At 67.9% G+C, this 24516-nt stretch carries 32 protein-coding genes and 1 tRNA gene; 13 read left to right on the top strand and 20 right to left on the bottom strand.

Annotation, left to right across the window (positions count from 1 at the left end; all coding sequences use genetic code 11):
• Positions 1-12: 12 nt before the first annotated feature.
• A complete protein-coding gene (locus tag FB475_RS38360) occupies positions 13-555 on the top strand; it encodes an HD domain-containing protein (protein ID WP_202878291.1) in 543 nt (180 codons plus the stop codon).
• A 602-nt stretch (positions 556-1157) separates the two neighbouring features.
• Here the strand turns inward: FB475_RS38360 and FB475_RS08735 are convergent.
• The gene (locus FB475_RS08735) at positions 1158-1703 is read right to left on the bottom strand and encodes a dihydrofolate reductase family protein (protein WP_141854217.1); all 546 of its coding nucleotides are present in this window, start codon (positions 1701-1703) and stop codon (positions 1158-1160) included.
• Between the two features lie 82 nt (positions 1704-1785).
• On the opposite strand from FB475_RS08735, the gene FB475_RS08730 reads away from it, so the two are divergent.
• On the top strand, positions 1786-2652 hold the full coding sequence (locus tag FB475_RS08730) for a DUF3800 domain-containing protein (protein ID WP_141854215.1): 867 nt from the start codon (positions 1786-1788) through the stop codon (positions 2650-2652).
• On the opposite strand, the gene FB475_RS08725 is transcribed toward FB475_RS08730, so the two are convergent.
• A complete protein-coding gene (locus tag FB475_RS08725) occupies positions 2616-3365 on the bottom strand; it encodes an SDR family oxidoreductase (RefSeq protein WP_141854213.1) in 750 nt (249 codons plus the stop codon). The two genes, FB475_RS08730 and FB475_RS08725, sit on opposite strands and share 37 nt — an antisense overlap.
• 155 nt (positions 3366-3520) lie before the next feature.
• Here FB475_RS08725 and FB475_RS08720 point away from each other — a divergent pair, with 155 nt between their 5' ends.
• Complete coding sequence (locus tag FB475_RS08720) at positions 3521-3898, top strand: YciI family protein (RefSeq protein WP_141854211.1); 378 nt, start codon at positions 3521-3523, stop codon at positions 3896-3898.
• Positions 3899-4022: 124 nt separating this feature from the next.
• A complete protein-coding gene (locus tag FB475_RS08715) occupies positions 4023-4604 on the top strand; it encodes an adenylate kinase (RefSeq protein ID WP_238332038.1) in 582 nt (193 codons plus the stop codon).
• On the opposite strand, the gene FB475_RS08710 is transcribed toward FB475_RS08715, so the two are convergent.
• Positions 4605-5237: a hemerythrin domain-containing protein gene (locus FB475_RS08710; RefSeq protein ID WP_141854209.1), complete on the bottom strand. Its 633-nt coding sequence runs from the start codon at positions 5235-5237 to the stop codon at positions 4605-4607.
• 49 nt (positions 5238-5286) lie between these two features.
• On the opposite strand from FB475_RS08710, the gene FB475_RS08705 reads away from it, so the two are divergent.
• On the top strand, positions 5287-6342 hold the full coding sequence (locus tag FB475_RS08705; protein ID WP_337678199.1) for a lipoate-protein ligase LplAB: 1056 nt from the start codon (positions 5287-5289) through the stop codon (positions 6340-6342).
• Here the strand turns inward: FB475_RS08705 and FB475_RS08700 are convergent.
• Genes FB475_RS08700 through FB475_RS08690 form a run of 4 tightly spaced genes read right to left on the bottom strand, consistent with a single transcriptional unit; the run spans position 6326 to position 8672 of the window.
• Positions 6326-7147, bottom strand: coding sequence for a PhzF family phenazine biosynthesis protein (locus FB475_RS08700; protein WP_141854207.1), 822 nt, complete (start codon positions 7145-7147; stop codon positions 6326-6328). The two genes, FB475_RS08705 and FB475_RS08700, sit on opposite strands and share 17 nt — an antisense overlap.
• 12 nt (positions 7148-7159) lie before the next feature.
• Positions 7160-7519: a hypothetical protein gene (locus FB475_RS36690; RefSeq protein WP_185759155.1), complete on the bottom strand. Its 360-nt coding sequence runs from the start codon at positions 7517-7519 to the stop codon at positions 7160-7162.
• A gap of 30 nt (positions 7520-7549) precedes the next feature.
• Positions 7550-8179 (bottom strand): DUF6036 family nucleotidyltransferase, encoded by a 630-nt coding sequence (locus FB475_RS08695; RefSeq protein ID WP_272952057.1) that lies wholly within the window; start codon positions 8177-8179, stop codon positions 7550-7552.
• Positions 8088-8672, bottom strand: a complete 585-nt coding sequence (locus FB475_RS08690; RefSeq protein WP_185759153.1) for a helix-turn-helix domain-containing protein — start codon at positions 8670-8672, stop codon at positions 8088-8090. The genes FB475_RS08695 and FB475_RS08690 overlap by 92 nt, the downstream gene beginning before the upstream one ends.
• 56 nt (positions 8673-8728) lie before the next feature.
• On the opposite strand from FB475_RS08690, the gene FB475_RS08685 reads away from it, so the two are divergent.
• The gene (locus FB475_RS08685; protein ID WP_141854201.1) at positions 8729-9112 is read left to right on the top strand and encodes a VOC family protein; all 384 of its coding nucleotides are present in this window, start codon (positions 8729-8731) and stop codon (positions 9110-9112) included.
• On the opposite strand, the gene FB475_RS08680 is transcribed toward FB475_RS08685, so the two are convergent.
• From FB475_RS08680 to FB475_RS08655, 7 genes are all read right to left on the bottom strand, one after another.
• On the bottom strand, positions 9100-9801 hold the full coding sequence (locus FB475_RS08680; RefSeq protein ID WP_141854198.1) for a DUF1707 SHOCT-like domain-containing protein: 702 nt from the start codon (positions 9799-9801) through the stop codon (positions 9100-9102). The genes FB475_RS08685 and FB475_RS08680 overlap by 13 nt on opposite strands.
• Positions 9798-10517 carry a PadR family transcriptional regulator gene (locus FB475_RS08675; protein ID WP_141854196.1) on the bottom strand — a complete coding sequence of 240 codons (720 nt, stop codon included), beginning with the start codon at positions 10515-10517 and terminating at the stop codon, positions 9798-9800. Before FB475_RS08675 ends, FB475_RS08680 begins: the two co-directional genes overlap by 4 nt.
• An 87-nt stretch (positions 10518-10604) precedes the next feature.
• A complete protein-coding gene (locus tag FB475_RS08670; RefSeq protein ID WP_141854194.1) occupies positions 10605-11321 on the bottom strand; it encodes an LmeA family phospholipid-binding protein in 717 nt (238 codons plus the stop codon).
• Positions 11311-12219 (bottom strand): NAD-dependent epimerase/dehydratase family protein, encoded by a 909-nt coding sequence (locus FB475_RS08665; protein ID WP_141854192.1) that lies wholly within the window; start codon positions 12217-12219, stop codon positions 11311-11313. Before FB475_RS08665 ends, FB475_RS08670 begins: the two co-directional genes overlap by 11 nt.
• Positions 12220-12365: 146 nt before the next feature.
• Complete coding sequence (locus tag FB475_RS08660; protein ID WP_141854190.1) at positions 12366-12902, bottom strand: P-loop nucleotide/nucleoside kinase family protein; 537 nt, start codon at positions 12900-12902, stop codon at positions 12366-12368.
• A 7-nt stretch (positions 12903-12909) separates the two neighbouring features.
• Positions 12910-13035 carry a hypothetical protein gene (locus tag FB475_RS38075; protein ID WP_272952056.1) on the bottom strand — a complete coding sequence of 42 codons (126 nt, stop codon included), beginning with the start codon at positions 13033-13035 and terminating at the stop codon, positions 12910-12912.
• Positions 13028-13531: a hypothetical protein gene (locus FB475_RS08655; protein ID WP_141854188.1), complete on the bottom strand. Its 504-nt coding sequence runs from the start codon at positions 13529-13531 to the stop codon at positions 13028-13030. The genes FB475_RS38075 and FB475_RS08655 overlap by 8 nt, the downstream gene beginning before the upstream one ends.
• Before the next feature lie 135 nt (positions 13532-13666).
• On the opposite strand from FB475_RS08655, the gene FB475_RS08650 reads away from it, so the two are divergent.
• Together FB475_RS08650 and FB475_RS08645 are read left to right on the top strand one after the other, a co-directional pair.
• Complete coding sequence (locus FB475_RS08650; RefSeq protein WP_141854186.1) at positions 13667-14863, top strand: IS481 family transposase; 1197 nt, start codon at positions 13667-13669, stop codon at positions 14861-14863.
• A gap of 172 nt (positions 14864-15035) precedes the next feature.
• Complete coding sequence (locus FB475_RS08645; protein WP_141854184.1) at positions 15036-16247, top strand: IS481 family transposase; 1212 nt, start codon at positions 15036-15038, stop codon at positions 16245-16247.
• A gap of 49 nt (positions 16248-16296) precedes the next feature.
• On the opposite strand, the gene FB475_RS08640 is transcribed toward FB475_RS08645, so the two are convergent.
• Together FB475_RS08640 and FB475_RS08635 are read right to left on the bottom strand one after the other, a co-directional pair.
• Positions 16297-16372, bottom strand: a tRNA-Arg gene (locus FB475_RS08640).
• A gap of 15 nt (positions 16373-16387) precedes the next feature.
• Complete coding sequence (locus FB475_RS08635) at positions 16388-17041, bottom strand: TetR/AcrR family transcriptional regulator (protein ID WP_141854181.1); 654 nt, start codon at positions 17039-17041, stop codon at positions 16388-16390.
• 55 nt (positions 17042-17096) lie between these two features.
• Between FB475_RS08635 and FB475_RS08630 the strand changes: the two genes are divergently transcribed.
• Positions 17097-17522 carry a nuclear transport factor 2 family protein gene (locus FB475_RS08630; protein WP_141854179.1) on the top strand — a complete coding sequence of 142 codons (426 nt, stop codon included), beginning with the start codon at positions 17097-17099 and terminating at the stop codon, positions 17520-17522.
• Positions 17519-18355 (top strand): SDR family oxidoreductase, encoded by an 837-nt coding sequence (locus tag FB475_RS08625; protein ID WP_141854177.1) that lies wholly within the window; start codon positions 17519-17521, stop codon positions 18353-18355. Before FB475_RS08630 ends, FB475_RS08625 begins: the two co-directional genes overlap by 4 nt.
• A gap of 6 nt (positions 18356-18361) precedes the next feature.
• Here FB475_RS08625 and FB475_RS08620 read toward each other — a convergent pair whose 3' ends face one another.
• The 4 genes from FB475_RS08620 to FB475_RS08605 all read right to left on the bottom strand — a co-directional run bounded on the left by FB475_RS08620 (position 18362) and on the right by FB475_RS08605 (position 21964).
• Entirely contained in the window at positions 18362-19525 is a 1164-nt protein-coding gene (locus FB475_RS08620; RefSeq protein WP_238332037.1) for a S1 family peptidase, read from the bottom strand.
• Between the two features lie 218 nt (positions 19526-19743).
• Entirely contained in the window at positions 19744-20349 is a 606-nt protein-coding gene (locus FB475_RS08615) for an META domain-containing protein (protein ID WP_141854175.1), read from the bottom strand.
• Complete coding sequence (locus FB475_RS08610) at positions 20346-20840, bottom strand: SigE family RNA polymerase sigma factor (protein ID WP_141854173.1); 495 nt, start codon at positions 20838-20840, stop codon at positions 20346-20348. The genes FB475_RS08615 and FB475_RS08610 overlap by 4 nt, the downstream gene beginning before the upstream one ends.
• A gap of 506 nt (positions 20841-21346) precedes the next feature.
• A complete protein-coding gene (locus FB475_RS08605) occupies positions 21347-21964 on the bottom strand; it encodes a hypothetical protein (protein ID WP_238332036.1) in 618 nt (205 codons plus the stop codon).
• A 202-nt stretch (positions 21965-22166) separates the two neighbouring features.
• Between FB475_RS08605 and FB475_RS08600 the strand changes: the two genes are divergently transcribed.
• From FB475_RS08600 to FB475_RS08590, 3 genes are all read left to right on the top strand, one after another.
• Positions 22167-22940 carry a hypothetical protein gene (locus FB475_RS08600; RefSeq protein WP_141854171.1) on the top strand — a complete coding sequence of 258 codons (774 nt, stop codon included), beginning with the start codon at positions 22167-22169 and terminating at the stop codon, positions 22938-22940.
• Positions 22941-23348: 408 nt separating this feature from the next.
• Positions 23349-23969, top strand: a complete 621-nt coding sequence (locus tag FB475_RS08595) for an alpha/beta fold hydrolase (protein ID WP_141854169.1) — start codon at positions 23349-23351, stop codon at positions 23967-23969.
• 4 nt (positions 23970-23973) lie between these two features.
• Positions 23974-24486: a GNAT family N-acetyltransferase gene (locus FB475_RS08590; RefSeq protein WP_238332035.1), complete on the top strand. Its 513-nt coding sequence runs from the start codon at positions 23974-23976 to the stop codon at positions 24484-24486.
• Positions 24487-24516 lie beyond the last annotated feature (30 nt).

Raw genomic sequence — 24516 nt, 5'->3', positions numbered from 1 at the left:
GAGGCAAGTTCTGTGCTGTCCGCCGACCACGCTAGTTCGATTGCAGAAGGACTGCTTGCGATACCGCTGCCTAAGCGTTGGTCGCATACGATCGGGGTCGCCAAGACGGCTAGGCGACTGGCCCCGATTCTGGGCGCGGACGCCGAACTTGTCGAGGTGGCGGCCTGGCTGCACGACATCGGTTACTCGCCGGAGTTGGCGTTGACCGGGTTCCATCCGATCGACGGTGCGCGGTACCTGCGGGACACCCTTGCCTGCGATACGGCGATTTGCAACCTTGTCGCGAATCATACGGGCGCAGAAGTTGAGGCAGAGTTGAGAGGCCTGCCACCAGTCCGCGTCGAGTTCCCGGTCCCGACTCAATTGTCGCTCGATGCCCTGACATATTCAGACATGACGACTGATGTGGACGGTTGCGCCGTTGGTGTTGACGAGAGGTTGGCGGAGATCCTTGGTCGATACGGAGCAGAGCACGTTGTGAGCCGTTCCGTTCGATGCTCATCACCGATGTTGAGAGCGACAGTGCAACGTATAGAGGATTTGCTCAGAGCGTGACTCCGGTTCCACTGCAGAACGCAGGTAGGGCTAAATTACCACCCAAATGTCCCCATAACTAATGCGGCAAATATCGGTCAAGTTGCAATACCGCGCCGTTAAGGTTCCGTGGGTTACAGGCTACCTCCCATCGATGGGAAACTGTCGTCTCGGTGTTTGTAACTCAGTTCGTGGTCCCGAGACCAACTGAAGCACCGGTAGGGTTCTTGCCGCCGCTCAGGTAAGCGTGAGAACTCATCATCAAAACGTCCTCTGAAGCAGTCCCGGCGGTTTCGGAACTCGTCATGAACGGTGTCCGAACTCACCAACGATGCCCAGCCAGCGTCCAGACGATCTCGTTACCCCTTACAGAACATCTGGCCTCCTGGTGATCGGCAGTTAGACCGGGCGGTGACAGGCGAGGCAAGCGACAGGTCACCTGCGTGGCCTGCATTCCGGTGGCCTCGCGGGAGATCCAGTTCGGGTGTAGTGGTCGGCCTCGGCACGGGGGACAGTGGGGTGGGTGGGAGCGGAGTGTGGCACGGCGACGTCCGAGCCGCGGGCAGGGCCGCGCGGGCTCGGCGCAGTCGGCTTTCGAACGTCCAACCCCGGATCAGCACCTGTTAGTTCTTGATGACGTCGAACCAGAGGCTGGTTGCCAGCGAAGTCGGGGTGACGCTTCGGCGTTGGAGGCGGACGGTGCGGCCGCCGGGGTGGGCGAAGAGGCGGGTGCCGTCGCCGAGCATGACCGGGGCGTACAGGACCAGGACCTCGTCCAGTTCGCCGGCCTCGATGCACTGTTTGGCGATGCTCGCGCCCATCACGTTGACGTACTTGTCGCCGGCTGCCTGTTTCGCCGCGGCCAGGGCCTTGGTGAAGTCGTCGACGTACGTGACGCCGGGGCGGGGATCGGCCGGTGGGTGGTGGGTGACGACGTACTCCGGGCCGTCGTAGCCGCCGCCGAACGCCTGGCCCTCGTTCGGGTCGCCCTTGTGTGGGTCGTCGCCGTCGTGGGTGCGGCGGCCGACCAGGAGCGCGCCGATCCGCGGGACCAGTTCGTCGACCTCCGGGTTCGGGCCGAGGTACGGGCGCATCCACTGCATGTCGCCGTTCGGTCCGGAGATGAAGCCGTCGATGGACAGTGTGACTGAGTACAGGACTTTCGCCATGGTGGTTCCTCCTTTCCCGTTGAGACGAGTGAGCGCGGAAAAACTCATCGCGATCCGCCGACCGCGCCGCGATGATGGGTGCATGTCCGCTGCGGTCGAGATCGCGTGCGACGAGTCGGGGTTTTCCGGAACCAACCTGCTCGATCCCGCCTCGCCGGTCATCACCCATGCCAGTGTCGACCTCGACGTACCGGCCGCCGCCGAGCTGATCGGCGTACTCGGGCACCGGCGGCGTTCGGAGTACAAGTCCAACCAGCTGCTCCGTCCCGAGCAGCGGCCCGCGCTGGAATGGTTGCTCGAAGAGCTCCGCGGGCACGCTCACGTGCACCTCATCGACAAGACCGCGTACGTCGCCGCGCGCGTGCTCGAGCTGTTCACCGAGGAGCCGTCGTACGGCTGGGGTACCAGTTTCGGGACCGATCACTCCGGGGTCGTCGACCTGCTGCGGCACCGGACCGCCTTCCTCGCGGCGTTCGTGGACCTCACCCGGACGAAGCGGGTGCGGCTGATGGATCACGCGGCCGTGGACCGGTTCTTCGCGACGATGCCGACCGACGTACCGGCGCTGCGAGCGCTGACCCGCGCCCGGGTCGAACTGGTGATGCAGCGACTGATCGACGAGGATCCGGAGCTCCCGCCGCCGCTGGAACCGCTGGTACCGGCGCTCGCCGCCACGGTGCTGCACTGGAGCGCCGGCGGTCGTTCGCTCGCCGTGGTGCACGACGAGCAGAGTGCGCTGACACCTGGCCGGGTCGCCCGCCTCGGTGCCTTCCTCGCGGCGCGAGTGCATCCGCCGCCGCTGCGGTCGTTCGTGCAGGTCGACTCGCGGGACGATCCGCGGGTCCAGGTCGCCGACTTCCTGGCCGGGATCGCACGCCGCCGTACGCCGGACCTCGACGTACTGCTCGAGCCCTACACCTGCGCGGCGACGAACTCGTCCCAGGTGTGAGTGCCAACCGTCGCGCCGGACAGGGTCAGGTTCCCGCCCGCCCGGTACACCTTGCCCGCCTTGCCGGGCACCCGGATCGGCAGCGACAGCCGGTGCTTCCCGGTCGCCTGCAAGTAGTCGCGGGCAAGCTCGCCCAGCGTGTACACCTGCGGCCCGACCAGGTCGGGGACCAGGCCCTGCGGCTCACCGAGCGCGAGTTCCGCGAGCCGTGCGGCCACGTCCCGGCGGTCGACCGGCTGGAACCGGATCCCGCCCGGCACCGGCAGCACCGGCAGCTTCGCCATCACCCGTACGGTGTTCCAGGCGAACTCGTTCAGCTGGGCGACCCGCAGTACGGTCGACGGAATCTTCGAGCCGACGACCGCCTGCTCGGCGCCGAGCTTCGACTTGAAGTAGGTCAGCGGCAGCTCGTCGACCGCGGTCACCGAGATGTGGACGAGGTGCCCGACGTTCGCCCGCTCGGCCGCGGCGACCAGGTTGCGGGTGCCGACGTCGTCGCCCTTCGGTCCGCCGGCCAGGTGCAGGATCACGTCGACGCCGTCGACTGCCGCGTCCAGCCCGTCGCCGGTCAGCAGGTCTACCGCCAGGTACTCGACCCCGTCGCCGCGGTCGCCCGCGTGCCGGCTCAGTACTCGGACCTTCGCGCCGGCCGCCTGCAGCAGCGGGAGTACCTCACGGCCGATCGTTCCTGTACCGCCTGTCACCAGAATCATGAGAATCGCTCCGTTCTTGGGTTCTGTAGCGCTGACGGAGCGTGCCGGGGCGAGTGTGACCGAATGTGAGCTGGAATACATCCAGGAAAAATGTCGAGCGTCCGTGACCGCCTCCGACGTCCGGGGTGAATCGGCACAACACAGGAGGTTCTGAGATGAAGTACGTGGTCCTGATCCACTCCAACCCGCAGCCGTGGGGGCACCCGACGATCGACTTCACCGAGGTCGGACGGGCCATCCCGGCGGACGAGCGGGCCGCGATGGGCAAGGAGTTCGACGAGCTGCTCGCCGAGCTGTCCGCCTCCGGCGAGCTGGTCAGCGGCCTGGCGCTGGACGCTCCGTCGACGTCGCGGGTCTACCGCTGGGAGGGCAAGAAGCCGGTCAGCACGGACGGTCCGTACGCCGAGTCGAAGGAGCAGCTCGCCGGGTTCTTCGTGCTGAACTGCGCGACCCAGGCTCGCGCGGAGGAGCTGGCGGCCAAGTTCGCCGGCCCGGGCGACGTCGTCGAGCTCCGTCCGGAGATGGAATTCTGACCGCGATCGCGGACAGTTCCGCGCGGATGTGACTGAGGCCTGGGTCCCGAAGTGATCTACGCCGTATCGCAACGGGTGGCAGGTCCCATAATCTTGGGGACTTACCGAGTGTCAGGAGTACGCCGTGACGACTGTCTTGCTGATGGGGCCGCCCGGAGCGGGTAAGGGAACGCACGCGGGCCTGCTGGCCGGACATCTCGGCGTACCGGTGATCTCCACCGGCGATCTTTTTCGCCGGAACATTGCGGAAGGGACCGAGCTCGGCCGGACCGCGCAGCGGTACCTCGACGCCGGGGAGTACGTCCCCGACGAGGTCACCAACGACATGGTCCGCGACCGGCTCGCGGCCCCCGACGCCCGTCCGGGGTTCGTCCTGGACGGGTACCCGCGGACCCTCGACCAGGCCGGCGTCCTGGACGAGATCCTCGACGGACAGGGCCGCTCGCTGGACGCGGCCGTCGTGCTGCAGGTGCCGGTCGACGCCCTGGTCGTCCGGCTCCTCAAGCGGGCCGAGATCGAGCACCGCAGCGACGACACCGAAGAGGTCATCCGCCGCCGCTTCGAGGTCTACCACGAGCAGACCGCGCCGCTGATCGACTTCTATCTCGACCGCGGCATCCACCACGAGGTCGACGCGTCACCGGGCATCGAGACGGTGCGCACCCACGTCCAGCGAGTCGCCGTACAGCTGAAGCTCGCCGCCTGATCAGCTCCGCCACACCGGGGCGACCGACTTGCGGTAGTTCCGGCCGAACAGTCCGAGGATGACGGTCAGGACCGGCTTCGGGATCGTACGGGTGATCGCGCTCGATTCGGCCGGGGTCGCGCCGTCGAGGGCCCAGGCGAAGAAGGTGCCGCCCTGGCTCGGGCTGACCTTGGCGAACTCGCGGCCCATCGCCTTCATTTCCGGCGTCCCCTCGTTCATGAGGTAGACCGGCTCGATCTCCTCCTCCTCATGCTCGAAGTGCTCGATGGTGACCCGCTGCAGCTCCGCCATCGCGGTACGCGCGGCTGTCGCATCCGCCGCACTAGCTGAGTTCCTCAGGGTGCCCATCGCCGTACGGGTGGTGCTCAACACCGTCGCCATCGTGTCGTGCTCGGCATCGAGCTGCGCGAGTACGTCCTGGCCGACGCCGACCTTCCGCAGCGCGGGCCAGGCGATCCGGTGCTCGTCCTGGTGGTGCCGGGTGAGCTGGTCGTCGAAGTTCTGCCAGGCCGTCGCGAGCTGCGCGGCGCGTTGCCGGTCCCCGTCCGGGAACCGGTCGAGTGCGTTCAGGAAGCGACCCAGATCCCGCCGGACGGCGGCGTGGATCGCCCGGTTCATGCTCATGTCCGCCATGGCACGGAGTATGCGACGGGGAACAACCGTTGGCTATGGCAAGTTGTTGATGGATATGCATGGTGAGTACAAGGTTCCCGGCGGCAAGCTCGTCGTTGCTGATCTGGACGTCGTGGACGACCGGGTGCGGTCGGCGCAGCTCTCCGGGGACTTCTTCCTCGAGCCGGACGACGCCTTGGAGCGGATCAACGGCGCCTTGGCGGGGATCCAGGTGGACACCGCGGCGGCGCAGATCGCGGCCCGGGTGCGCGGGGCGCTCGGCGACGGCGTCGAGATGCTCGGGTTCTCACCCGAGGCGGTCGCGGTCGCGGTACGGCGTGCGCTGACCGGGGCGACCGGTTGGCACGACCACGAGTGGCAGTTCGTCCACGACGTACCGCGCGAGCCGGCGCTGCAGATGGCGCTCGACGAAGTACTGACCGAAGAGGTGGGTTCGGGCGTCCGCCCGCCGACGCTGCGGGTCTGGGAGTGGGCGTCGAACGCGGTCATCATCGGCAGCTTCCAGTCGCTGCGCAACGAGGTCGACCTGGACGGCGCGGCCCGTCACGACGTCACCGTCGTACGGCGGATCAGCGGCGGCGGCGCGATGTTCGTCGAGCCCGGCAACACGATCACGTACTCGCTGTACGCTCCTGAGTCGCTGGTCTCCGGGCTGTCGTTCGTCGAGTCGTACGCGTTCCTCGACGACTGGGTCATAGGTGCGCTCAACGAGCTCGGGATCGCGGCGACGTACCAGCCGATCAACGACATCACCTCGCCGGCGGGCAAGATCGCCGGCGCCGCGCAGAAGCGGTTCGCCGGCGGCGCGGTCCTGCATCACGTCACGATGGCCTACGACATGGACGCCTCGAAGATGCTCGAGGTACTGCGGATCGGTCGCGAGAAGCTGTCCGACAAGGGCACCACGAGCGCGAACAAGCGCGTCGACCCGCTGCGCAGCCAGACCGGCCTCGACCGGGCGGACGTGATCGAGCGGATGGTCGGCACGTTCCGGAACCGCTACGGGCTCGCCGACGGCACGATCTCCGCGGACACCGTCGCACAGGCCGAGGAACGGGTGGCGGCGAAGTTCGGGACCGAGGAGTGGCTCACGCGGGTGCCGTGATCGGTACGGCGTTGCCGCTGACGCGGACGCGGTTGTCGTCGGGGGACAGTTCGACCGTGATCAGGCTCGGCCGGCCGAGGTCGTCGCCCTGGTGCAGGGTGATTGACGGCTGCGCTCGGTTGAGCTCACGCAGGTACGCCCCGAACGCGGCCGCTGCCGCACCGGTCGCCGGGTCCTCGACCACACCACCGACCGGGAACGGGTCGCGGACGTGGAACACCGTCGGCGACTCCTGCCAAACGAGCTGCAGCGTGGTCAGGTCCAGCTCGAGCATGTACGTGAGCAGTCCGTCGAAGTCGTAGTCCAGCTCGGCCAGGCGCTGCCGGGTCTTGGTACTCAGCACGAGATGCCGCGCACCGGCGTACGCGATCCGTGGCGGAAGGTCCGGGTTCAGGTCCTCGGGCGACCAATGCAGCATCTCGAGCACGTGCCCGATGTCGCCGGCGTCCTCGACGGCCGGCTCGACACTGGTGAGCGTCGCCCGCAGGTCCGCATCCACGGTGACCGGAACCAGCCCGGCCTGGGTGGAGAACACGATCTCACCCGGACCGTTGCGCTCAGCAAGCGCCACCGCAGTTGCTACCGTCGCATGCCCACAGAACGGCACCTCCGCCTTGGGCGAGAAGTACCGCACGGGCTGTACGTCGGTCGCCTTGGTCAGAAACGCCGTCTCGGAATACCCGACCTCAGCCGCGACAGCCTGCATGGCCTCGTCATCAAGCCCATCCGCGTCCAGCACCACCCCAGCCGGATTCCCTCCAGCCGGGTCCGACGTAAAAGCCGCATACCGAAGCACGTTCGTCATGCCCCCATCCAATCACCGTCCCCAATCCAGCTGCGCCTCCGGAATCCGCAACCCCCGCCCGAACTCCTTCGCCGCCTCCCGCGCCGCATCGTCACCTCGCGCATACCGGAACACCCGCCCCGGAAACACCACGAACGTCTCCCGCTCATCCCGAAAGTCCGCATACCACCCCGGCGCGTCCAACACCTCCGCCAACATCCCCGCCAGCCGCTCCCCGTCCTCCACCGAGAACTCCACCAACGACCACACCCCCGGCTGCTCCGCCGAAGTCCCCTCCACCTCAACCCGCCTAATTCCCCGCACCCCCAACGACACCCCCGCCAGCCCACTCCCCACCTTGAGACTCTCCAAAATCAAGACACCCTCATACATACGAGCGACCCTAAGCCTCGCCACCGACAGCTACTGCTGGACGGATTGATCGGCGATCTCCTGCACGTAGTCCACGAGGTATGGATCGTGCTCCTCGAACGGGTAGGCCAGGTAATAGGCGTCCACCGCGGATCGAACATCGGCAAACCCGGTACTCGGCCACAGCACCGTCATGTCGTCGTGATCGGGTGCTCGGCCGGCGAACAGCTTCATCAGAAAGACTTGTCCTGGCGATGGGCCGAGAATCGTCAGATTGCTGTGCTGGTAGAGCACCTCGCACTCCTCAGGATCCAAGCCGATGGGTGCGAACGCCGAGGCCGCGTCGTTGAGCCAGTCAGTCCGGAGCCCGTGGCGGTCGGCGATGCGCCGTACTACGGCCCGGACCTCAGCAGTCAGCTTGGTCAACGAGTCGATGTCGGCAGTGGATTCCCGGAGATCGTGCAGGGCGAGGTATGAGCCGCCGGCCACAACCAGGCGGCACGTCAGATTCCGGATTGCGAGCTCGTCCGCGACCTCGCGCAGATACCCGAGGATCTCGCGCTTGCCGAGAACACGCGGAGGAACTGGTTCACGCGGCGTCCCGCCAGAGGTCGTGTGCGGCCAGCCAGATGTTCCGGGCCGCCAACTGAGCAGGAGCTTGGGCGCGGGCGCGCCGGACACGTGTCGGGGTACCGGGCGTTTCCCACGGGGTGGGCGAGGGCGGCACCGATCTGGTCCACCGGGGCCGGGCGATCCCGGCGTCGTCCGCAAGCTTCTCGGCGACGCCCGCCAGCAGTGCGTCGAAGGCGGCATCACCGGTCCGGCGCGGTGGTGACTCGATCGCCTCGGCCGTGAGCTCGGGATGTGCGAGTAGCTCGTCGAGGAATCCGCGCAGCTGGGTCCAGTTGACCTTCCGCACCGTGCCGCCGGGCGAATAGGCATCGGCGAGATCGGCGATCGCCGGCCGATGTGAGCCGCCTGCTGCCGTGATCGTGAGGGACAGATGTTGGTCTGCGGCCGCGATCAGACGGGTCAGCATGGTCAGCGTCGGATCGGTCGTCCCCGCCTCGATGCGCGAGACGGTTGACGTAGGAACACCAGCCCGGGCCGCGAGGGCGCTGCGCGACAAGCCTGCTTGCTGCCGCGCTCGGCTCAGAAGTTCGCCGGCATCCACGTTCTGTAGCATATATGCAACAAGGCCCATGGAGCAATGGGCGTAGCATCCCGTCGATGGAGATCGGGTACGTCATCTTGTACGTCGCTGACCTCGAGGCGTCGGTGGGGTTTTATCGGGACGTGGTCGGGTTGGCGTACAAGTTCACGGATGCGGGGTATGCGGAGTTCGAGGCGGGTGGGGTGCGGTTCGGGTTGTACGAGCGGCGGCGGGCGGAGTGGTTGGTGGGGGCAGGGGTGACGCCGGGTGCGGGTGGTGAGGTGGTGGTGATGGTGCCGGACGTGGACGAGGTGTTCGTGCGGTTGCGGGGTGCGGGCGTGGACGTGCTGAGTGGGCCGGCGGACCGTCCGTGGGGACACCGGACGGTCCACGTCGCCGACCCGGACGGGTTCGTCGTGGAGTTCGCGGAGGAGATCCCGCGGGCTCGTCAGCGGCGGTAGTTCCAGCGGCGGCGGGAGATGCCGCTGATCATCACCACCCAGAACACGCCCCACAGCAGCCACGGCGCGGTCAGCGCGACCGAGCTGATCACCAGGCCGAGCATCAGGAACGGCGCGATCATCATGAACGCCGGGGGAGGAGCCGGACGCCGCCTCAGCTGAGCGCTCGGCACCGGTTGCAGTTCGCGAGCGGTCGGGAGGTCGTCGAACAGCACCTCGAACTCGTCCGAGTACCGCGCCTTCGTCGCCTGCTCACTGCGCTCCTCGAACTCCGCCTGCGTCAACCGCCCGGCGACAAAATGATCGCTGAGCAACGACACAGCCCGATCCCGCTCGGCGTCCCCGATCCGCACCCGCTTCCGGGGTACGTCGCCCCGCGCCGAGCCCTCGCCCGTCGACGCACGACCGTCCTGCAAGCGGTCGGACGAGGAGCCGGTTCGTTGGTCGTCCCACCGGTTGTCGTCGGCTTCGTTCCAGGCGGTGGCCCGCCAGTCGCCACTCCAGCCGCGGGCGTGCCAGTCCCCGCCCCAGTCGCGCCGGCGCGAGCGGCCGTTGGATTCGTCGTACCAGCCGTCGTTCCAGCCAGGGCTGTTCCAGTCCGACCCGTTCCAGTTAGGGCCGTTCCAACGTTGCCAGTCGCGGCGGCCGGCGGGACCGCCGCGCCGCCGGCGGTCCCGGTCCGACGTCATGACCGGTCCTGTTCGGTGCCGTCGTCCTCCTCGGCGAGGATCCCGTAGAGCTTGCGGCGCAGGTCCGCGACCGCGTCCCGTGCCTTGGCCTGCTGCTCCGGCGTACCGCTGGAAAGGATCTGCCACATCGCTGTCGCGACCTGCCCGAACAGCGGCTTGAACCCGTTCTCGTCCTCGCCGGACGGCGGCGCGCTCATCGCCTCCCACGGCGCGGACACCTCGTCCTGGTGCTCAGCGACGTACGTCCGGCCCTCGTCGGTCAGCCGGAACGTCCGCCGCCCGACCTCCGCGTCCGCCGTCACCAGGCCCTCGTCCTCGAGCTGCTGCAGCGTCGGGTAGATCGAACCGGGGCTCGGCTTCCACCCGCCGCCGCTGCGCTCGGCGATCTCCTGGATGATGCCGTACCCGTTCATCGGCTGCTCGGCCAGTACGGCGAGGATCGCCGCGCGGACGTCACCACGCCGCGCCTTCGGCCCGCGCCACTTCGGCGGCGGCGGACCCCACGGCGGCGCGAACATCCCGCCGCCGCCGAACATCCCCCACTGCGGCCCGAAGTGCTGCTGGGACCGACCCTGATGCCCGCGGCGGCCGGTCATCGCCGCGCGCAACTCTTCCTTGATGTCGTCGAACGCGGCACAGTTCCGCCCGAGCTGCCGCTCGAACTGCCGCACGAAGTCCTGCCACGGAAAGCCCGCGGCGTACGCCGATCCGGTCATCTCGACCACCCGTCCCTCACGAAAGTGATTGCGATAGTTCGACGATATATCGCGAACCATCGCAACCCAAGGAACGAACGGAGTGGACTAACGGGTGAACTTGAGGTCCGGGACCGTGGCCGACAGGACCACCGTGTTGTCCTGGACGCTGATCTGCGTGAGCTGGGCGTTGTACGGCAGTTGCGGTACGTCGATCCCCTGGGCAAGCGCGTTCTTGAGCGCATTCGCGGCGGGCGCCGGCACCGACGACAGGTCCCCGACCGTCAGCGCGATCTTGCCGTTCTGCAGCTGCGGCTCGATCGGCACGTCGGCGTTGACCCCGTTCGACGCCAGCTTCGCGTGCAGCTTGCCGCCGACCGCTTCGACCGACAGTCCTTGGAGCCCGGTCGCCTTCACGGCCAGCCGGCCGATCTCCCGCGGCGACAGCCGTACCTCCATGTCGGTCTTGCCGACCGTGACGGTGCCGGACTGCGAGAACAGCAGCGACCGCGGTACGTGCACATCGGTCATGTTCACCGTCAGCCGCTCGCCCGGGATCCGGGCGAACGACGGCTTGCCCATCGTCAGCGTGACCTTGGAGAACCGCTGCTTGATCAGCTGCGGGAAGAACCCGAACCCACCGATCTTCGCCGAGGTGTCGGCGGAGCGCACCTGGTACTTCGCCGCCTCCTTCTGCGCCATCGACGCGAGCTGGTTCTGCGCGACCGCGGCCGCGATCCGGTCGGCGGCGACGACCACGAACGCCAGCACCACCAGCGTCACGATCAGCCGGCGCAAACCCCGGCCCTGCCTGCTAGGACTCATTACTGCCCTTCCCGATCATTTCCTCGAGTGCCTCGTCGGTCGGCGCCGCTTCGATGCCGAAGGCAACCGTAGCCGCGGCCGAGTCGACCACGAACGGCCGTTGCCACTGGTACTGCATTTCCACCATCTCCCGCGCCGACGGATCCACCAACCCGGCTAGCCGGAGTACTGCTCCCGGCATCGCGGCGACGCGCGCGGGCGGGGCGCTGGCGAGTACGGCGGCCCGCGTCGCGAGTTCGCGTACCGACAGCGGCTCCGGTGTCGGTACATGCCACGCCCGGCCCCACGCGTTCTGGTCGTCCGCGACCGCGATCAGCGTGCGGGCGACGTCGCCGACGTACGTCCAGCTGTGCGGCGCGTCGAGATCGCCCGGCATCATCCCGCGCTTCCCGGCGATCACCTTCGGTAACACGGTCACGCTGAACGGCGACACCGCCCCGGCGCCCAGGTAGTCGGACCCACGTACCTCCGCCGTCCGGATCCGCCCTTGTCCGTGTGCCGCGAGCGCCTCGCTCCACAACCGTGCGCGGACCTGGCCTTTCACGGTGTTCGGCCGCAGGGGGAGGTCTTCTGTCATCGGCCCGTCGACCGGACCGTATCCGTAGAGGTTCCCGGTGCTGACCAGCACCGCTCCGGAGGCCTCAGCTGCCGCGATCAGCGCGGCGTTGAGCGGCGGCCACTCGGTCGTCCACTTGTTGTACGCCGGTCCCGCACACGAGTAGATCGCCGTGGCGCCCACAGTGTGGTGGACCAGCCCTGTCTTGGCGTCAGCCGCAACCCGCTCGGCGCCGACCGGCCCAGTGCCGGACCGGGTGATCACCCGAACCCGCTCACCCCGCGCCAACAGAAGCCGCGCCACAACGCCGCCGACCGCACCGGCCCCCACAACAACGTGCACGCGCTTCCCTTCCAGCTGACCAGCCCACACAGTACAGACCAAACGGCCAGCCCCAACCCCAACCTGAAGACCCTCTCAGCTCCCCGCCCATAACCCACCCGCTCCACCTGACAACCCTCTCAGCCAACCGCTCGCTCACGGCGTGCTCAGGTGACTGCCGGAGGCCAGCGGTCCGCGATCCACTCCCGCCAGTCGGCGAACCCTCCGGGCGGATCCCCGATCGGCTCACTCCCGTCGAGCTCACCCGGAGTCGGTACGTCGAACCGCGCCGCCCACCCGTCGAGCTCCTCCTCGGAGATCGGCCAGGTGTCGCCCGGCCGCTCCGCCAACCGAGCCTCGATCCGCTTCCGCTGCTCATCCCGAGGCAGATCGAAGTACAGCAGCACGACCTCAGCCCCGGCCGCCGCCCCCGCCCACCGCAACGCCGACCGCTCCTCCCGACTCCACAACCCGAAGTCGATGACGACGTCGTTCCCGAGCTCGAGCACCCGCAGCCCGATCTGAATCAGCCGCCCCTCGACCACATCCGAAGCCGCCGCCGGATTCAGATCCCCGTACAGCGCCTTCATCCACTCGTCCTTCGTCAACCGAAGCGCCCGCCGCTCAACCTCCACCCGCCGAGCCACCGTCGTCTTCCCGGCCCCCGGCAACCCCACCGTAAGAAACAACGTCGGCCTCTCCATGCCGGGACTACTGGCCCCGCTGCGGATTCGCCTGTTGCCCCGCCTGCTTCGCCGCCGGCGACGCAGACCGGTCCCGTACGGCCCCTTTGCCGAGCAGGACCTGGTACGGCCGTTCGGGCTGGTCTTCAGCCATCGTGCCGGATCTCGTCGAGCATCTGCTGGGTGAACGGGTCGTCCTTCGCCCACTCGTCCACGCTGAACGGTGTGCTGCCTGGGGTTGGGCTGGAGTCGTAGGTACGGACGGTCGGGTCGTCGATCACGCCTGGCGGCGGTTCGTCGTCCCCGCGCATCGTGCGGTACTGCTGGGTCGACATGACCACCAGCAAGGGCTCGGCCGTCCCGCCCACGACAACCGGAGGTCCGAACGAGCCGCGGCGAATTGCTTCGACCATCTCCGGCAGCTGCCGAGCGAGCATCTCGGGACTGAGTACGGTCTGATACCGACCGAGCGACTCCTCGCCGCCGAGATCCTCGTACTGGTCGTAGCTCGCGATGACCGCCTCAGGAACGCCTCCGTCACCGAAGGCGAACGAGTGCGTCTCCCCCCGCCCGAACCGCTCGACCACTCCGGCGATGTCACCGGCAACATCAGCAACGGACGGCAGATCGGAGTACGGCGACGCGGACATGCCCTCAATGGTAGGTGTCCGCAGGCCCGCGTACCGCGCTAACGACGCTGGTGCCCCCGGCAGTGTTGTGGTTCAAGACATAGGAAAGGGGTGTCTCAAGACATAGGAAACACTCGGGTGGTCTGAGATTCGGGTGTGTCGAAGGCCGGGTTGGTCATCACGGCGGTGTTGGTGGAGGGGTGTTCTCAGGCGGAGGTTGCGCGCCGGTACGGCGTGTCGCCGGGTTGGGTGAGCAAACTGCTCGCCCGGTACCGCGCCGAGGGGGAGGCGGCGTTCGAGCCGCGCAGCCGGCGGCCGAAGACCTCACCGCGGGCCACACCGGCCGCGACGGTGGAGCTGGTACTGGCGCTGCGCAAGCAGCTTGCCGAGGCCGGGCTGGACGCCGGGGCGGACACGATCGGCTGGCACCTGGACCATCACCACGGCGTGCGGTTGTCGCGGGCGACGATCCACCGGATCCTCACCCGCGCCGGCGCGGTCGTACCCGATCCGGGGAAGCGGCCCAGGGCGTCGTACCTGCGATTCTGTGCGGAGCTGCCGAACGAGTGCTGGCAGTCCGACTTCACCCACTATCGCCTTGCCGGTGGCAGAGACGTGGAGGTCATCACCTGGCTGGACGACCACTCCCGCTACGCGCTCCACGTCTCCGCCCACGCCCGGATCACCGGCCCGATCGTGACCGCGTCGTTCCGCGAAACCGTTGCCGAGTACGGGATCCCGGCCTCCACGTTGACCGACAACGGAATGGTCTACACCACCCGATTGTCCGGCGGGAGAGGCGGCCGCAACGGCCTCGAGACCGAACTCCGCCGCCTGAACATCACCCAGAAGAACTCCCGCCCGAACCACCCCACCACCTGCGGGAAGGTGGAACGGTTCCAGCAGACCCTGAAGAAGTGGCTACGCGCCCAACCCGTCCAGCCGACCACACTCGCCGAACTGCAGGTCCTGCTCGACGTCTTCGCCGACGAGTACAACCACCGCCGCCCGCACCGCTCCCTGCCCCACCGAGCCACCCCCGCGGCCGCCTACCACGCCCGCCCCAAAGCCACCCCCAGCCACGACCGGGCCGGCGAGATCCACCACCGGGTCCGCACCGACCGCATCGACGACACCGGCGTCGTCACGCTGCGCGTCAACGGCCGCCTGCACCACATCGGCATCGGACGAACCCACGCCCGAACCCACGTCCTGCTCCTCATCGACGACCTGCACATCCGTGTCGTCGACGCCGCCACCGGCGAGCTCCTCCGCGAACTCGTCCTCGACCCCACCAAGGACTACCAGGGAACCGGAAGACCCCCAGGACCGCCCCCGAAACACCCCCAATGAGCAACACCCGAACCCACAAATCGTGGGTTCGGGTGTTGCCGATGTCTTGAGACATCACACTGGTGCCCCCGGCAGTGTTGTGGTTCAGGACATAGGCGACAGATGTCTCAAGTCATAGGCGACATGTGTCTCGGGTGATCGGCGACAGGGCTGGTGGGCTGGATGCTCGGGCATGTCGAAGGCTCGGTTGGTCATCACGGCGTTGTTCGTGGAAGGACAGACGGCGTCTGAGGTCGCCGCCCGGTATGGCGTGCACCGGGCATGGGTCTACAAGCTGAAGGCCAGATATCTGGCCGAGGGCGAGGCGGCGTTCGAGTCACGGTCGCGGCGGCCGAAGACCTCGCCACGGGCGACGCCGGCCGCGACGGTCGAGCTGGTGCTCGCGTTGCGCAAGCAGCTGGCCGAGACCGGCCTGGACGCCGGCGCGGACACGATCGGCTGGCACCTGCAACACCACCACCAGACCACGTTGTCGCGGGCGACGATCCACCGGATCCTCACCCGGCACGGCGCCGTCGTCCCGGATCCGGGGAAGCGGCCGCGGTCGTCGTACCTGCGATTCTGTGCGGAGCTGCCGAACGAGTGCTGGCAGTCCGACTTCACCCACTACCGACTCACCCGCCCCGACGGCTCACCCGGCATGGATGTCGAGATCATCACCTGGCTGGACGACCACTCCCGCTACGCCCTGCACGTCTCGGCCCACGCCCGGATCACCGGCCCGATCGTGGTCACGTCGTTCCGCGAAACCGTTGCACAACACGGCATCCCGGCCTCCACCTTGACTGACAACGGCATGGTCTACACGACCCGGCTGTCGGGCGGGAAAGGCGGCCGCAACGGCCTCGAGACCGAACTCCGCAAGCTCAACATCGTGCAGAAGAACTCCCGGCCCAACCACCCGACCACCTGCGGGAAAGTGGAGCGGTTCCAGCAGACCCTGAAGAAATGGCTCCGCGCCCAGCCCGTCCAGCCCGCCACGATCGCCGAGCTCCAGGCGCTGCTCGAGGTCTTCGTCGACGAGTACAACCACCGCCGCCCGCACCGCTCACTGCCCCACCGAGCCACCCCCGCGGCCGCCTACCACGCCCGCCCCAAAGCCGGCCCGACCACCGACCGGACCGGCGAGGTCCACCACCGCGTCCGCACCGACCGCATCGACGACACCGGCGTCGTCACGCTGCGCGTCAACGGCCGCCTGCACCACATCGGGATCGGGCGAACCCACGCCCGAACCCACGTCCTGCTCCTCGTCCACGACCTCCAGATCAGGGTCGTCGACGCCGCCACCGGCGAACTCCTCCGCGAGCTCGTCCTCGACCCCACCAAGGACTACCAGCCCACCGGCAGACCACCCGGACCCGTCCCCAAACGAAACAGGTGAACCCACAAATCGTGGGTTCACCTGTCGCCGATGTCTTGAGACATCACACTGGTGCCCCCGGCAGGATTCGAACCTGCGACGCACGGTTTAGGAAACCGACGCTCTATCCCCTGAGCTACGGGGGCGCACGCGGGGACAGCTTAGCGGAGGTCGTGGGTGAGTAATGCGGCGGCGAGGGACGAGGCGACGAAGTCGCCGTACGCCGGGATCGGCCAGCCGGACTTCAGGACGAGGAGTTCGTAGAGCTCCGCCGACGAGTAGGTCCAGAGGATGTCGCCGGCGCGGTCAACGGTGAGGCCCGGTCGCAACCAACCGCGGGCCGCGAGGCGTTCGGCGTTGTGGTGCATGCGGTTGCGGCGCTGCTGTTCTACCTCGGTCAGCAGTGCTGTCATCTCCGGGTCGTGGGCGGCCGCGTCGCGGATCAGCAGCATGATCGGCGCCATCTCCGGGGTGAGCTCCATCAGGAAGCGTGTCCAGCCGTGGAGCACTGCCCGCGGGTCCTGTTCGGTGGCGCTCATCCGGTCGCTGCGTTCGGGTGCGGGCACCGGCTCCCGGCCGGCGAGGCCACGTTCCCACAGCGCCCGGACCAGCGCGTGCTTCGGCCCGAACGCCTTGTAGACCGTCTCGTTCGACACGCCGGCCGCTCGCGCGATCGCGGGCACCGTGGTCTCGGCGTACCCGTTCTCGAGGAACTGCGTGTAGGCCGTGTCGAGGATCGCCTGCCGGTTGGCTTCCGCCTGCCTGCGGCGGGCAGACGAGTCGTAGGTACGCGAGGTCTTGACGTGTCGTGGCATTCGATTCCATAGTCATGTATTGAATACGCAACAGTGTAACCAAGGGTGGTGTGCGATGGAACCCATCGCAGAGCGGTTCGTCTCCGAGCTCGTCGAGGCGGTCAACCGCCACGACCTGGAGGCACTCACAGAGCTTTTCGCTCCGGACTACGTCAACGAGACTCCGGTGCATCCCGCCCGTGGCTTCACCGGTCACGACCAGGTACGCCGGAACTGGTCGGCGATCTTCGCCGGAGTCCCGGACATCACCACCGAGGTCACCGCGATGGCCGTGGCCGGCGACACCGTGTGGACCGAGTGGACGATGGACGGCACCCGGCGCGACGGGGCTGAGCATCACATGCGGGGTGTCGTGGTGTTCACAGTCGAGGATGGCCGTGCGACGGCAGCCAGGTTCTACCTCGAGCCGCTCGACACCAGCAGTTCCGGGGTCGATGCCGCGATCACCGCGGCATTGCGGTCGTCGGTGCGCCCAACATGATTTTGGTTGCCGGCGGCACCGGTCGGCTCGGTACGGTCGTCGTACGACGGCTCGTTCGTCGGGGCGAGCCGATCAGGGTCCTCACGCGCCACCCGACCGACACGCCTGTCGATCACGAGCAGGCGGCCGGCGACGTACGTTCGCGTACGGCGACGGCCGCGGCACTTGAAGGCTGCGACACCGTGGTCTGGTGCGTCCATGGTCTGCTGGGTGGACACGGCGCCGGACCAGGCGCAGTCGATCGTGATGCATGTATCGCAACGATCGATGCTGCGCGCGCAGCAGGCGTCCGGCGGTTCGTGCTGATCTCGATCAAGAATGCGGCAGCCGACCATCCGTCGTCGTTGTTCCGGGCGAAGTTCGCGGCCGAAGAACATCTGCGGGCCACCAACCTCGACTGGACGATCTTGCGGCCGACTTCCTTTCTCGAGTTGTGGCTCGAGGTCGTTCGCGGCAAGCTCGACAAGGGCGGGCCCGCCGTCGTTCTCGGCCCCGGCGAGAACCCGTTCAATGTCGTGTCAGTGGACGACGTCGCGGCCGTTGTCGACTACTGCCTGACCGAACCTTCCACGGTTGGGCGTGTGATCGACGTGGCAGGCCCAGACAACGTCACGATGGTCGACCTGGCACGCGCGCAGGGTACGACGAAGATCAAACGGGTACCGCTCGGGGTCCTGCGGGTGATGCGCTACCTCGCCGTGCCTGTCGCTCCTGCGTTCGCGCGACAGGCCGCGCTCGGGGTGCTGCTCAACACCGACGATCTCACCGCGGTGGCTGCGCCCCCGGAGTGCCTTCCGACCCGGACCATGCACACGGTGCTCGCCGCGTCCTGAAGAGAGTCAGCCAGTCAGGGCGGTGACGCCGAGGTGCCCGGTGATCGACTTGTAGCGTTCGGCGTAGAGAGTGGTGCAGCGGGACGCAGCGCAACCGGCGCCCGCGAAGGCGATGCCGCGAATAGTGGCGGAACTGCTGCCGCGGCGGCTGTAGACCGGGCCGCCGGAGTCCCCGCCGATGATCGCGACCAGGCCGCCGCGGGTGGCGCGGATGACGTACGTCGTGCAGCCGTCGGAGTCGCAGTAGCTCGCGGACGTCGAGCGCACCGTGAGGCCGCACGTCGACGTACTGAAGCTGCCCGACTGGCACACACTCGTGCCGACGCCGGGGTCGCCGCCACCGGTGACCGTTCGGGTGTTCGCGGGGTCACCCGGGCCGTCGGTCCAGATCTTCGGGCCGTACGCGCTACCGGTGATCAGCGACTGGTCGTAGTCCGGGTAGTCCGTGCGTACCGCGGTGGTGCCGTAGTAGTTCGTCCCGGACTTCCACTCCGTGCCGGGCGCACCGCAGTGGCCGGCGGTCACCGATCCACGCTGGCCGTTCGAGCGCCGTACGACGGAGAAGCCCGCGGTGCAGTTCTTCAACGCTGACGTGATCCGCGCACCGCCCCAGTGGCCGCCCTTCGGGGTGTCGCTCAGCCGCGACGTACGGGCGAGCGAATCGGCGACGAGTTGTACGCCGGTCAGCCGGCGAAGGCCCGCGAGCGAGGCGGGGGACGTGGTCGCCTGGTCGTACGAGACGACGACATCCTCACTGGACGGGTCCAGGTCGGCCGCGAACGTCGTACGCGCGGCGTCCGAGGACCACGCACGCTCGGCGACCGCATTCCAGGTGTCGGCGATCGCCTGCGCGGAGCGGCAGCTGTGGACGAGCTTCACCATCGGCTTGCCGGCTGCCGGGAGGTTGCGGTCCATCGCGGCCTGGTACTTCTTCGTGTCCACCTTCGCCGCATCGACAACCACGGCGTACCCGGTCGTGGCCGAGCCGACCACGCCGATCACGCCCTGGCTCAGCCCGTACGGCAGGCCGGAGGTCGGTCGTCCGGTGGCGTCGAGCGGTTCGAGCGAGCGGATCGCGGTTGAGATGCCGTCACCGAGCGACTCCCCGAGCGGGCGTGCGTCGGACTTGGAGGTCGGCTGCGCGAGCCGTGTCGCCTCGGTCGAACTCACGCTCGGCTGTGCGTGCGAGCACGCCGCGGCGCCCGTCACCGCACCCGAGGAGGGGGCGGCGAGTGCGACTGCGAAGAGTGAGACTGAGCCAAGCGTGACCAGCGGGACGGTAACGGAGAGTCGCACAAAGCTCCCAAGATCGGTGGACCAACCACTAGATAATCCGGTCAGGAACTCCGTTACGTCAAGACATGATCACGGTCTGCGAGCAAAATTGACTACCGTGCGCGAGCGTAACTCGCAAGTCGAGTCCCGTCGGCACCGAAGAACTGCAGCGTGTCGTCCGTGATCGCGACCCGCTTCGCGGCGGTCAGTACGCCGGTGTTCGGGACGTTGTCGCAGCCGATCATGTGCTGCCCGCCGGCGACCGCCGTGAACGCGCCGTGCTCGCCGATGCTGAACGTCCCCTGCAGTCCGTTGCACCCGTCGGAGCCGGTCCAGGTGCCGTTCGCTTTGAACACGAGCACCGGGTCGTCGGGCCACGCCTGCTTCTGCGCCTTGAAGCCGGCGATCTGCAGCGGGCGCCACGTGCCGGACACGGTCTGCGCCGAGACGACCGGCGGTGTGGGCGTCGGCGTCCCGGGCTGGGAGCCGCCTGCGACCGGTGGCTGGACGGCGTTGTGGTGGGAGCCGGCCAGCCCGAAGCCCGTGAGGGCGACCGCTGCCACCGCGACGGCGGCCGCGCCCGAGACGATCCAGGTACGGCGCTGTGCGCGACGGGCGCCCGTGGTGGCGCGCTCGGTCAGGTCCGCGCTCTGCGGCACGGTTGCCGCGGCGCGTTCGAAGGTACCCCGCAGGTCATCCTCGAGATCGGTGTTGCTCACTTGAGCCTCTCATCGACGCGATGGGATTCTTGGGCTTTCCGTAGTGCCGCCAGCGCACGGCTCGCGGTCGCACGCACGGAGGACGGTTTGATGCCGAGTACGTCGGCGATCGTCTGGTCGTCGAGGTCCTGGTAGTAGCGCAGGACCAGCACGACCCGCTCACGGGCGGACAGCTTCGTCAGCGCGCGCCACAGGCCGTCGGAGTTCGCGATACCGACGGCGTGGTCGGGCACGGCCTGCTCCGGGTCCAGGTCGGCCGTCGGTGCCTCGGTGAACGAGCGCCGCCGGGTCATCGACAGGTACTCGTTCACCAGGATCCGCCGGACGTAGTGGTGCGGGTCGTCGGCATTGCGCACCTTCCGCCACTTGCGGAACGCCTGCATCAACGCGATCTGGGCCAGGTCCTCCGCCCGCTGGTAGTCGCCGGAGACGGTGAACCCGAGCCGCACCAGTTCCTGTCCACGGGCGGACACGTACTCCTCGAACTCCACTCGCCACTCCCTGGCTGGGCGTACAACTCCTCACACCTATTAGACGCACCGAACCGCCCACCTGCTGCACCCGTTCCCCCACAGTTAGATCTCTCTACTGAATCAGCACTTGCGGACCACTTCCTGTGATGACCCGCAGGTCGAGGCCGGTGCCGTGCTGCTGGTCGAGCAGTACGTGAAGCGTCGTACAGGAGAATCCTTCGGTGGTCGTACAGCTGAATCCTTCGGCGCATGTGGCAGCCCGATGGACGTACTGCGGGCGTCGGCGAAGGCTGGCGAGGGCGTCGCAGTGGGCCGATTGCTCGAGCAGGCAGCGCTGAGTGCGCAGGTCAGGAGCGGCACGCACAACAGGCGATCGTTCGCATCGGCCCCTCCGTCAGGTCGGGGATGCGGTACGGCGGAGAACACCGCAACCTGCCTCGCGGGTCGACCTCGGGAGGGACCCGCGAGGCAGGCGCGGGTTGACCCCACTGCGGACGGCTTCGGGGGGCGCGTCCGCCCTGGGGTCAGCGGAGACCGAGCGACTTCGTCAGCTCGGCAGTCACCTGACGCGGTGCCGGCAGTGCGCCGGGCTTGCCCTTGCCCTCGAGCGAGGTCGCCACCAGGCGGCGGCAGCCGAACGCCTCGGCAGTGAACGACAGGACGCCGCGGTCGTTGTCGGTGAACCGCAGCACGTACGTCGGACCGAGCTCCTTGGTGCAGATGCTCGGCTTCTTCGCGACGGGTTTCGCCGCGTTCACCAGCGCGAGGAGGTCTGTTGCGTCCTTGCCGGTGCGCTTGGTGGTGACGTTCGCGTACTCCTGGCCGGTTGCCTGCGCGTCGTACTGGCAGATCGTCACGCTCACCGGGTTGAACGCCGAGGTGGCGGCGCCCTGACCCCAGACCACCTTCTCGGTGGCGGCGCGGACGGTGGCGATCGTATTCGGGCAGTCCATGCTCGGGGTGCCGCTGGGATTGCTGCTGGGGGTGGATGACGGCGTTGCGGACGGGGTGGCTGAAGGCGAACCAGTGGGCTGGGCGGCGGGCGGGGACGAGGCGTTCTCGGTGCCGCAGGCGGCGGCGATTCCGAGCACAGCCACGACGAGCGTCGCACCGATCAGGCCCCGTGTCCGTTGTGCACTCACGACTCGGTCCTTCCGGGTTGGCAAGATCAACATGATGGTCGACCGGAGTCTCACCCAACGTGCCGAAACATCACGGCGCCACGTCTATCCCGTCACGCCCCCCGATCGAACCCCAACCGAACCACACCTGTAACCTCCACGCACTGGCCCACACCACGCGTGTGGCTGCCGGTGACGTCAGGCCTGCCTAGGATGTTGGGTTGTGGGTCGGAAGAGGGCGAACGCGGACGCCGCCGCGCAGCGGGAGTGGGAGCTTGGCATCGACTGGGCTCGGTGGCTGATTGACGGCAACACCCCGCGACCGCTGCAGGTGTACGGCGTTGTGCTCGAACCGGGTGAGGTTGCCTACCTGCAGACCACCGCTCAGTACTCGCGGCTGTACGGCGGGGACGGGCGGTACCGGCAGAGTGGTGGGTTCTTCATCGGCAATCCGACTCTGGTGGTCGGGATGATGGCGGCCAACGCCGCGTTGAACGCCGGGCGTAAGGCAGCCGCGAAGCGGGACCTGCAGCCGTCGTGGCGTGACCTCCAAGAGGTTCCGGTACTGGCGACGAACCTGCGGTTGATGTGCAACCTGCCGCAGAAGGGCTGGATGAGCTTCTACTACAGCGCTGTCCAGGAGTTCTATCCCGATACGGCGAACTGGATGATCACTTTCGGCTTCCAGAACGCCGTACCGCTGCGGATCGCCGGTCTGACCACGCCGACGCTGGCCGTGCTGACCGCCTGGTGTGTACACGGCAACGGCCGCTGGCAGGGCGAGCCGGGAATCGCGCCGCTGCTCCAGGCGGCCCTTGGCGCACGCCGTGCCGACCCGGGTAACGAGGTCCACGACAGCTACCCCCACCAACTCTCCGACGAGTCGTCCGGAACCTACGCCACCGACGACTACCCGTCCCGGAACGAGCCGTCCAGCGATTACCCGCCCGGTGAGTATCCACCGGGTGATCCGTGGGGCCGCGACCCTTGGGAGTGATTTCCGCCGGGCTTCGTGCGGTGATTGCCGGCCCGGTGAGTGTGCTTCGGGTGGTCTGTGGAGCCTCTGACCTTGGGAGTGATTTCCGGCGGGCTGGGTCTGGTGACTACTGGCCTGGTGGGTGTGCTCCGGGTGAGGCGTGGGGTCTCTGCCTTTGGGACTGGCTTTCGGCGTGCTTGTCCGGTGACTGGCCGTTCGGTGGTTAGCCACCCGGTAGTCCGGGGGAGCTTTGCTCGGCGGGCTGGGTCGGGTGAGTCGGTAATCTGGGGGGATGACGAGTCCGTACGAAGACGATGAGCCGCTGTTGCCTGAGCAGACGCGGGATGAGGATCCGCGGACGTGGGGGGACAGCGACTTCGGTAGTGATGATGACGATCGGATCCTGAACGAAGTTCCGCCACACCACGGATGACCGCTCGGGTCTTCCTCGTGCACGGTGGTCTCTGGGACCGGATGGATGCTGAGGCGTTCTGGGGTACGACGGGAGTCATCGGCGGGCTGTCCGAGCATGCCGACGTTTTCGCGCCCGATCGCCCGCGGTACGCGAGCAGTTGGGACGTCGAACTCAGCGCGCTCGGTGATCTCCTGGCGAAACGTTCCGGTCCGGTAAGGATCGTTGGCGCCTCCAATGGATGTACGGTCGTGGTCCTGCTGGCGTTGAGGTATCCGGAACTGGTCGATCGCCTCCTGCTCGCCTGGCCCGCCACCGGCGACGACGCCGCCGCGAACGAGCGCGCCCGAGCCGGGATGGTGAACCGAGGTTGTCCGCCCGAGGTCGCGGACGGCCTGTTGGCGGGTGGAATTCTGCGTGGCGTGAAGGATGCGGACCTGGCGACGCTGGCACGTATTCCAGTGGCGGTCCTCCCGTCCGTACCGGAGAATCCGTCGCATCAGCGGAAGACGGTCGACTCGTTGCTGGGGTCGATCCGGGGGAGTCGTGAGCTGGCCGGATGTCCCGAACCGCCGACGCCGGCCTTTCCGCCCTACCTGGATCAGTTGGTGCGAACGATCGTGGAGTTCGTCAACTGAGGGGATGAGCGTGGAGCTTCGGGGGTTCGACGACGGGTACGGCACGCGGGTCGCGGGCTGGGCCCTGGACGAGAAGGAAGTCGCACTGCTCTCCGGACGGGTGGCCTACCCGTTCCCGGAAGAACTGCGGGGGAGTTGGCGGACGGTCGACGCGGACATCCACTCCTATCTGTTGTTCGACGGCGATCGGCCGGTCGGGTACGGCGAGGTCTGGCTGGACGACGAGGAGGACGAGGTCGAACTCGCCCGGATCATCGTGGACCCGGAGGTCCGTGGTCGCGGGTTCGGAGGTGAACTGGTCCGGGCGCTGCTGGGTCCGGCGTTGGAGGCCGGCTATTCGGAGGTGTTCCTGCGGGTCCGTCCGGAGAACGATCCGGCAATCCGCGCCTATCACGGCAGTGGCTTCGTCGACGTCCCCGCCGCGTTGATGGAGGAGTGGAACGACGGTCAACCGGTGCCGTACCGCTGGATGCGTTATGCCGGTGAGCAGGTGGGCGCCGGCGAGCTCAGGGGCTGAGGAATGTGCGCCACCTGCCGGTGGTCGGCC

Origin of the sequence: Kribbella jejuensis, from assembly GCF_006715085.1 — a bacterium.
In the GTDB taxonomy this organism is placed as follows: Bacteria; Actinomycetota; Actinomycetes; order Propionibacteriales; family Kribbellaceae; genus Kribbella; species Kribbella jejuensis.
This window is presented reverse-complemented; position numbering and strand designations above follow the sequence as displayed.

What these genes read in the sequence shown, in the direction of transcription:
- FB475_RS08670 (WP_141854194.1), bottom strand. Translation starts at nt 11,321, where the DNA reads ATGAGTCCTAGCAGGCAGGGCCGGGGTTTGCGCCGGCTGATCGTGACG.
- FB475_RS08645 (WP_141854184.1), top strand. Translation starts at nt 15,036, where the DNA reads ATGTCGAAGGCTCGGTTGGTCATCACGGCGTTGTTCGTGGAAGGACAG.
- FB475_RS08710 (WP_141854209.1), bottom strand. Translation starts at nt 5,237, where the DNA reads ATGGCGGACATGAGCATGAACCGGGCGATCCACGCCGCCGTCCGGCGG.
- FB475_RS08630 (WP_141854179.1), top strand. Translation starts at nt 17,097, where the DNA reads ATGGAACCCATCGCAGAGCGGTTCGTCTCCGAGCTCGTCGAGGCGGTC.
- FB475_RS08705 (WP_337678199.1), top strand. Translation starts at nt 5,287, where the DNA reads ATGGATATGCATGGTGAGTACAAGGTTCCCGGCGGCAAGCTCGTCGTT.
- FB475_RS08725 (WP_141854213.1), bottom strand. Translation starts at nt 3,365, where the DNA reads ATGATTCTGGTGACAGGCGGTACAGGAACGATCGGCCGTGAGGTACTC.
- FB475_RS08660 (WP_141854190.1), bottom strand. Translation starts at nt 12,902, where the DNA reads ATGGAGAGGCCGACGTTGTTTCTTACGGTGGGGTTGCCGGGGGCCGGG.
- FB475_RS08720 (WP_141854211.1), top strand. Translation starts at nt 3,521, where the DNA reads ATGAAGTACGTGGTCCTGATCCACTCCAACCCGCAGCCGTGGGGGCAC.
- FB475_RS08590 (WP_238332035.1), top strand. Translation starts at nt 23,974, where the DNA reads ATGAGCGTGGAGCTTCGGGGGTTCGACGACGGGTACGGCACGCGGGTC.
- FB475_RS08730 (WP_141854215.1), top strand. Translation starts at nt 1,786, where the DNA reads ATGTCCGCTGCGGTCGAGATCGCGTGCGACGAGTCGGGGTTTTCCGGA.
- FB475_RS08700 (WP_141854207.1), bottom strand. Translation starts at nt 7,147, where the DNA reads ATGACGAACGTGCTTCGGTATGCGGCTTTTACGTCGGACCCGGCTGGA.
- FB475_RS36690 (WP_185759155.1), bottom strand. Translation starts at nt 7,519, where the DNA reads ATGTATGAGGGTGTCTTGATTTTGGAGAGTCTCAAGGTGGGGAGTGGG.
- FB475_RS08655 (WP_141854188.1), bottom strand. Translation starts at nt 13,531, where the DNA reads ATGTCCGCGTCGCCGTACTCCGATCTGCCGTCCGTTGCTGATGTTGCC.
- FB475_RS08635 (WP_141854181.1), bottom strand. Translation starts at nt 17,041, where the DNA reads ATGCCACGACACGTCAAGACCTCGCGTACCTACGACTCGTCTGCCCGC.
- FB475_RS08625 (WP_141854177.1), top strand. Translation starts at nt 17,519, where the DNA reads ATGATTTTGGTTGCCGGCGGCACCGGTCGGCTCGGTACGGTCGTCGTA.
- FB475_RS08735 (WP_141854217.1), bottom strand. Translation starts at nt 1,703, where the DNA reads ATGGCGAAAGTCCTGTACTCAGTCACACTGTCCATCGACGGCTTCATC.
- FB475_RS08680 (WP_141854198.1), bottom strand. Translation starts at nt 9,801, where the DNA reads ATGACGTCGGACCGGGACCGCCGGCGGCGCGGCGGTCCCGCCGGCCGC.
- FB475_RS08595 (WP_141854169.1), top strand. Translation starts at nt 23,349, where the DNA reads ATGACCGCTCGGGTCTTCCTCGTGCACGGTGGTCTCTGGGACCGGATG.
- FB475_RS08675 (WP_141854196.1), bottom strand. Translation starts at nt 10,517, where the DNA reads ATGACCGGATCGGCGTACGCCGCGGGCTTTCCGTGGCAGGACTTCGTG.
- FB475_RS08685 (WP_141854201.1), top strand. Translation starts at nt 8,729, where the DNA reads ATGGAGATCGGGTACGTCATCTTGTACGTCGCTGACCTCGAGGCGTCG.
- FB475_RS38075 (WP_272952056.1), bottom strand. Translation starts at nt 13,035, where the DNA reads ATGGCTGAAGACCAGCCCGAACGGCCGTACCAGGTCCTGCTCGGCAAA.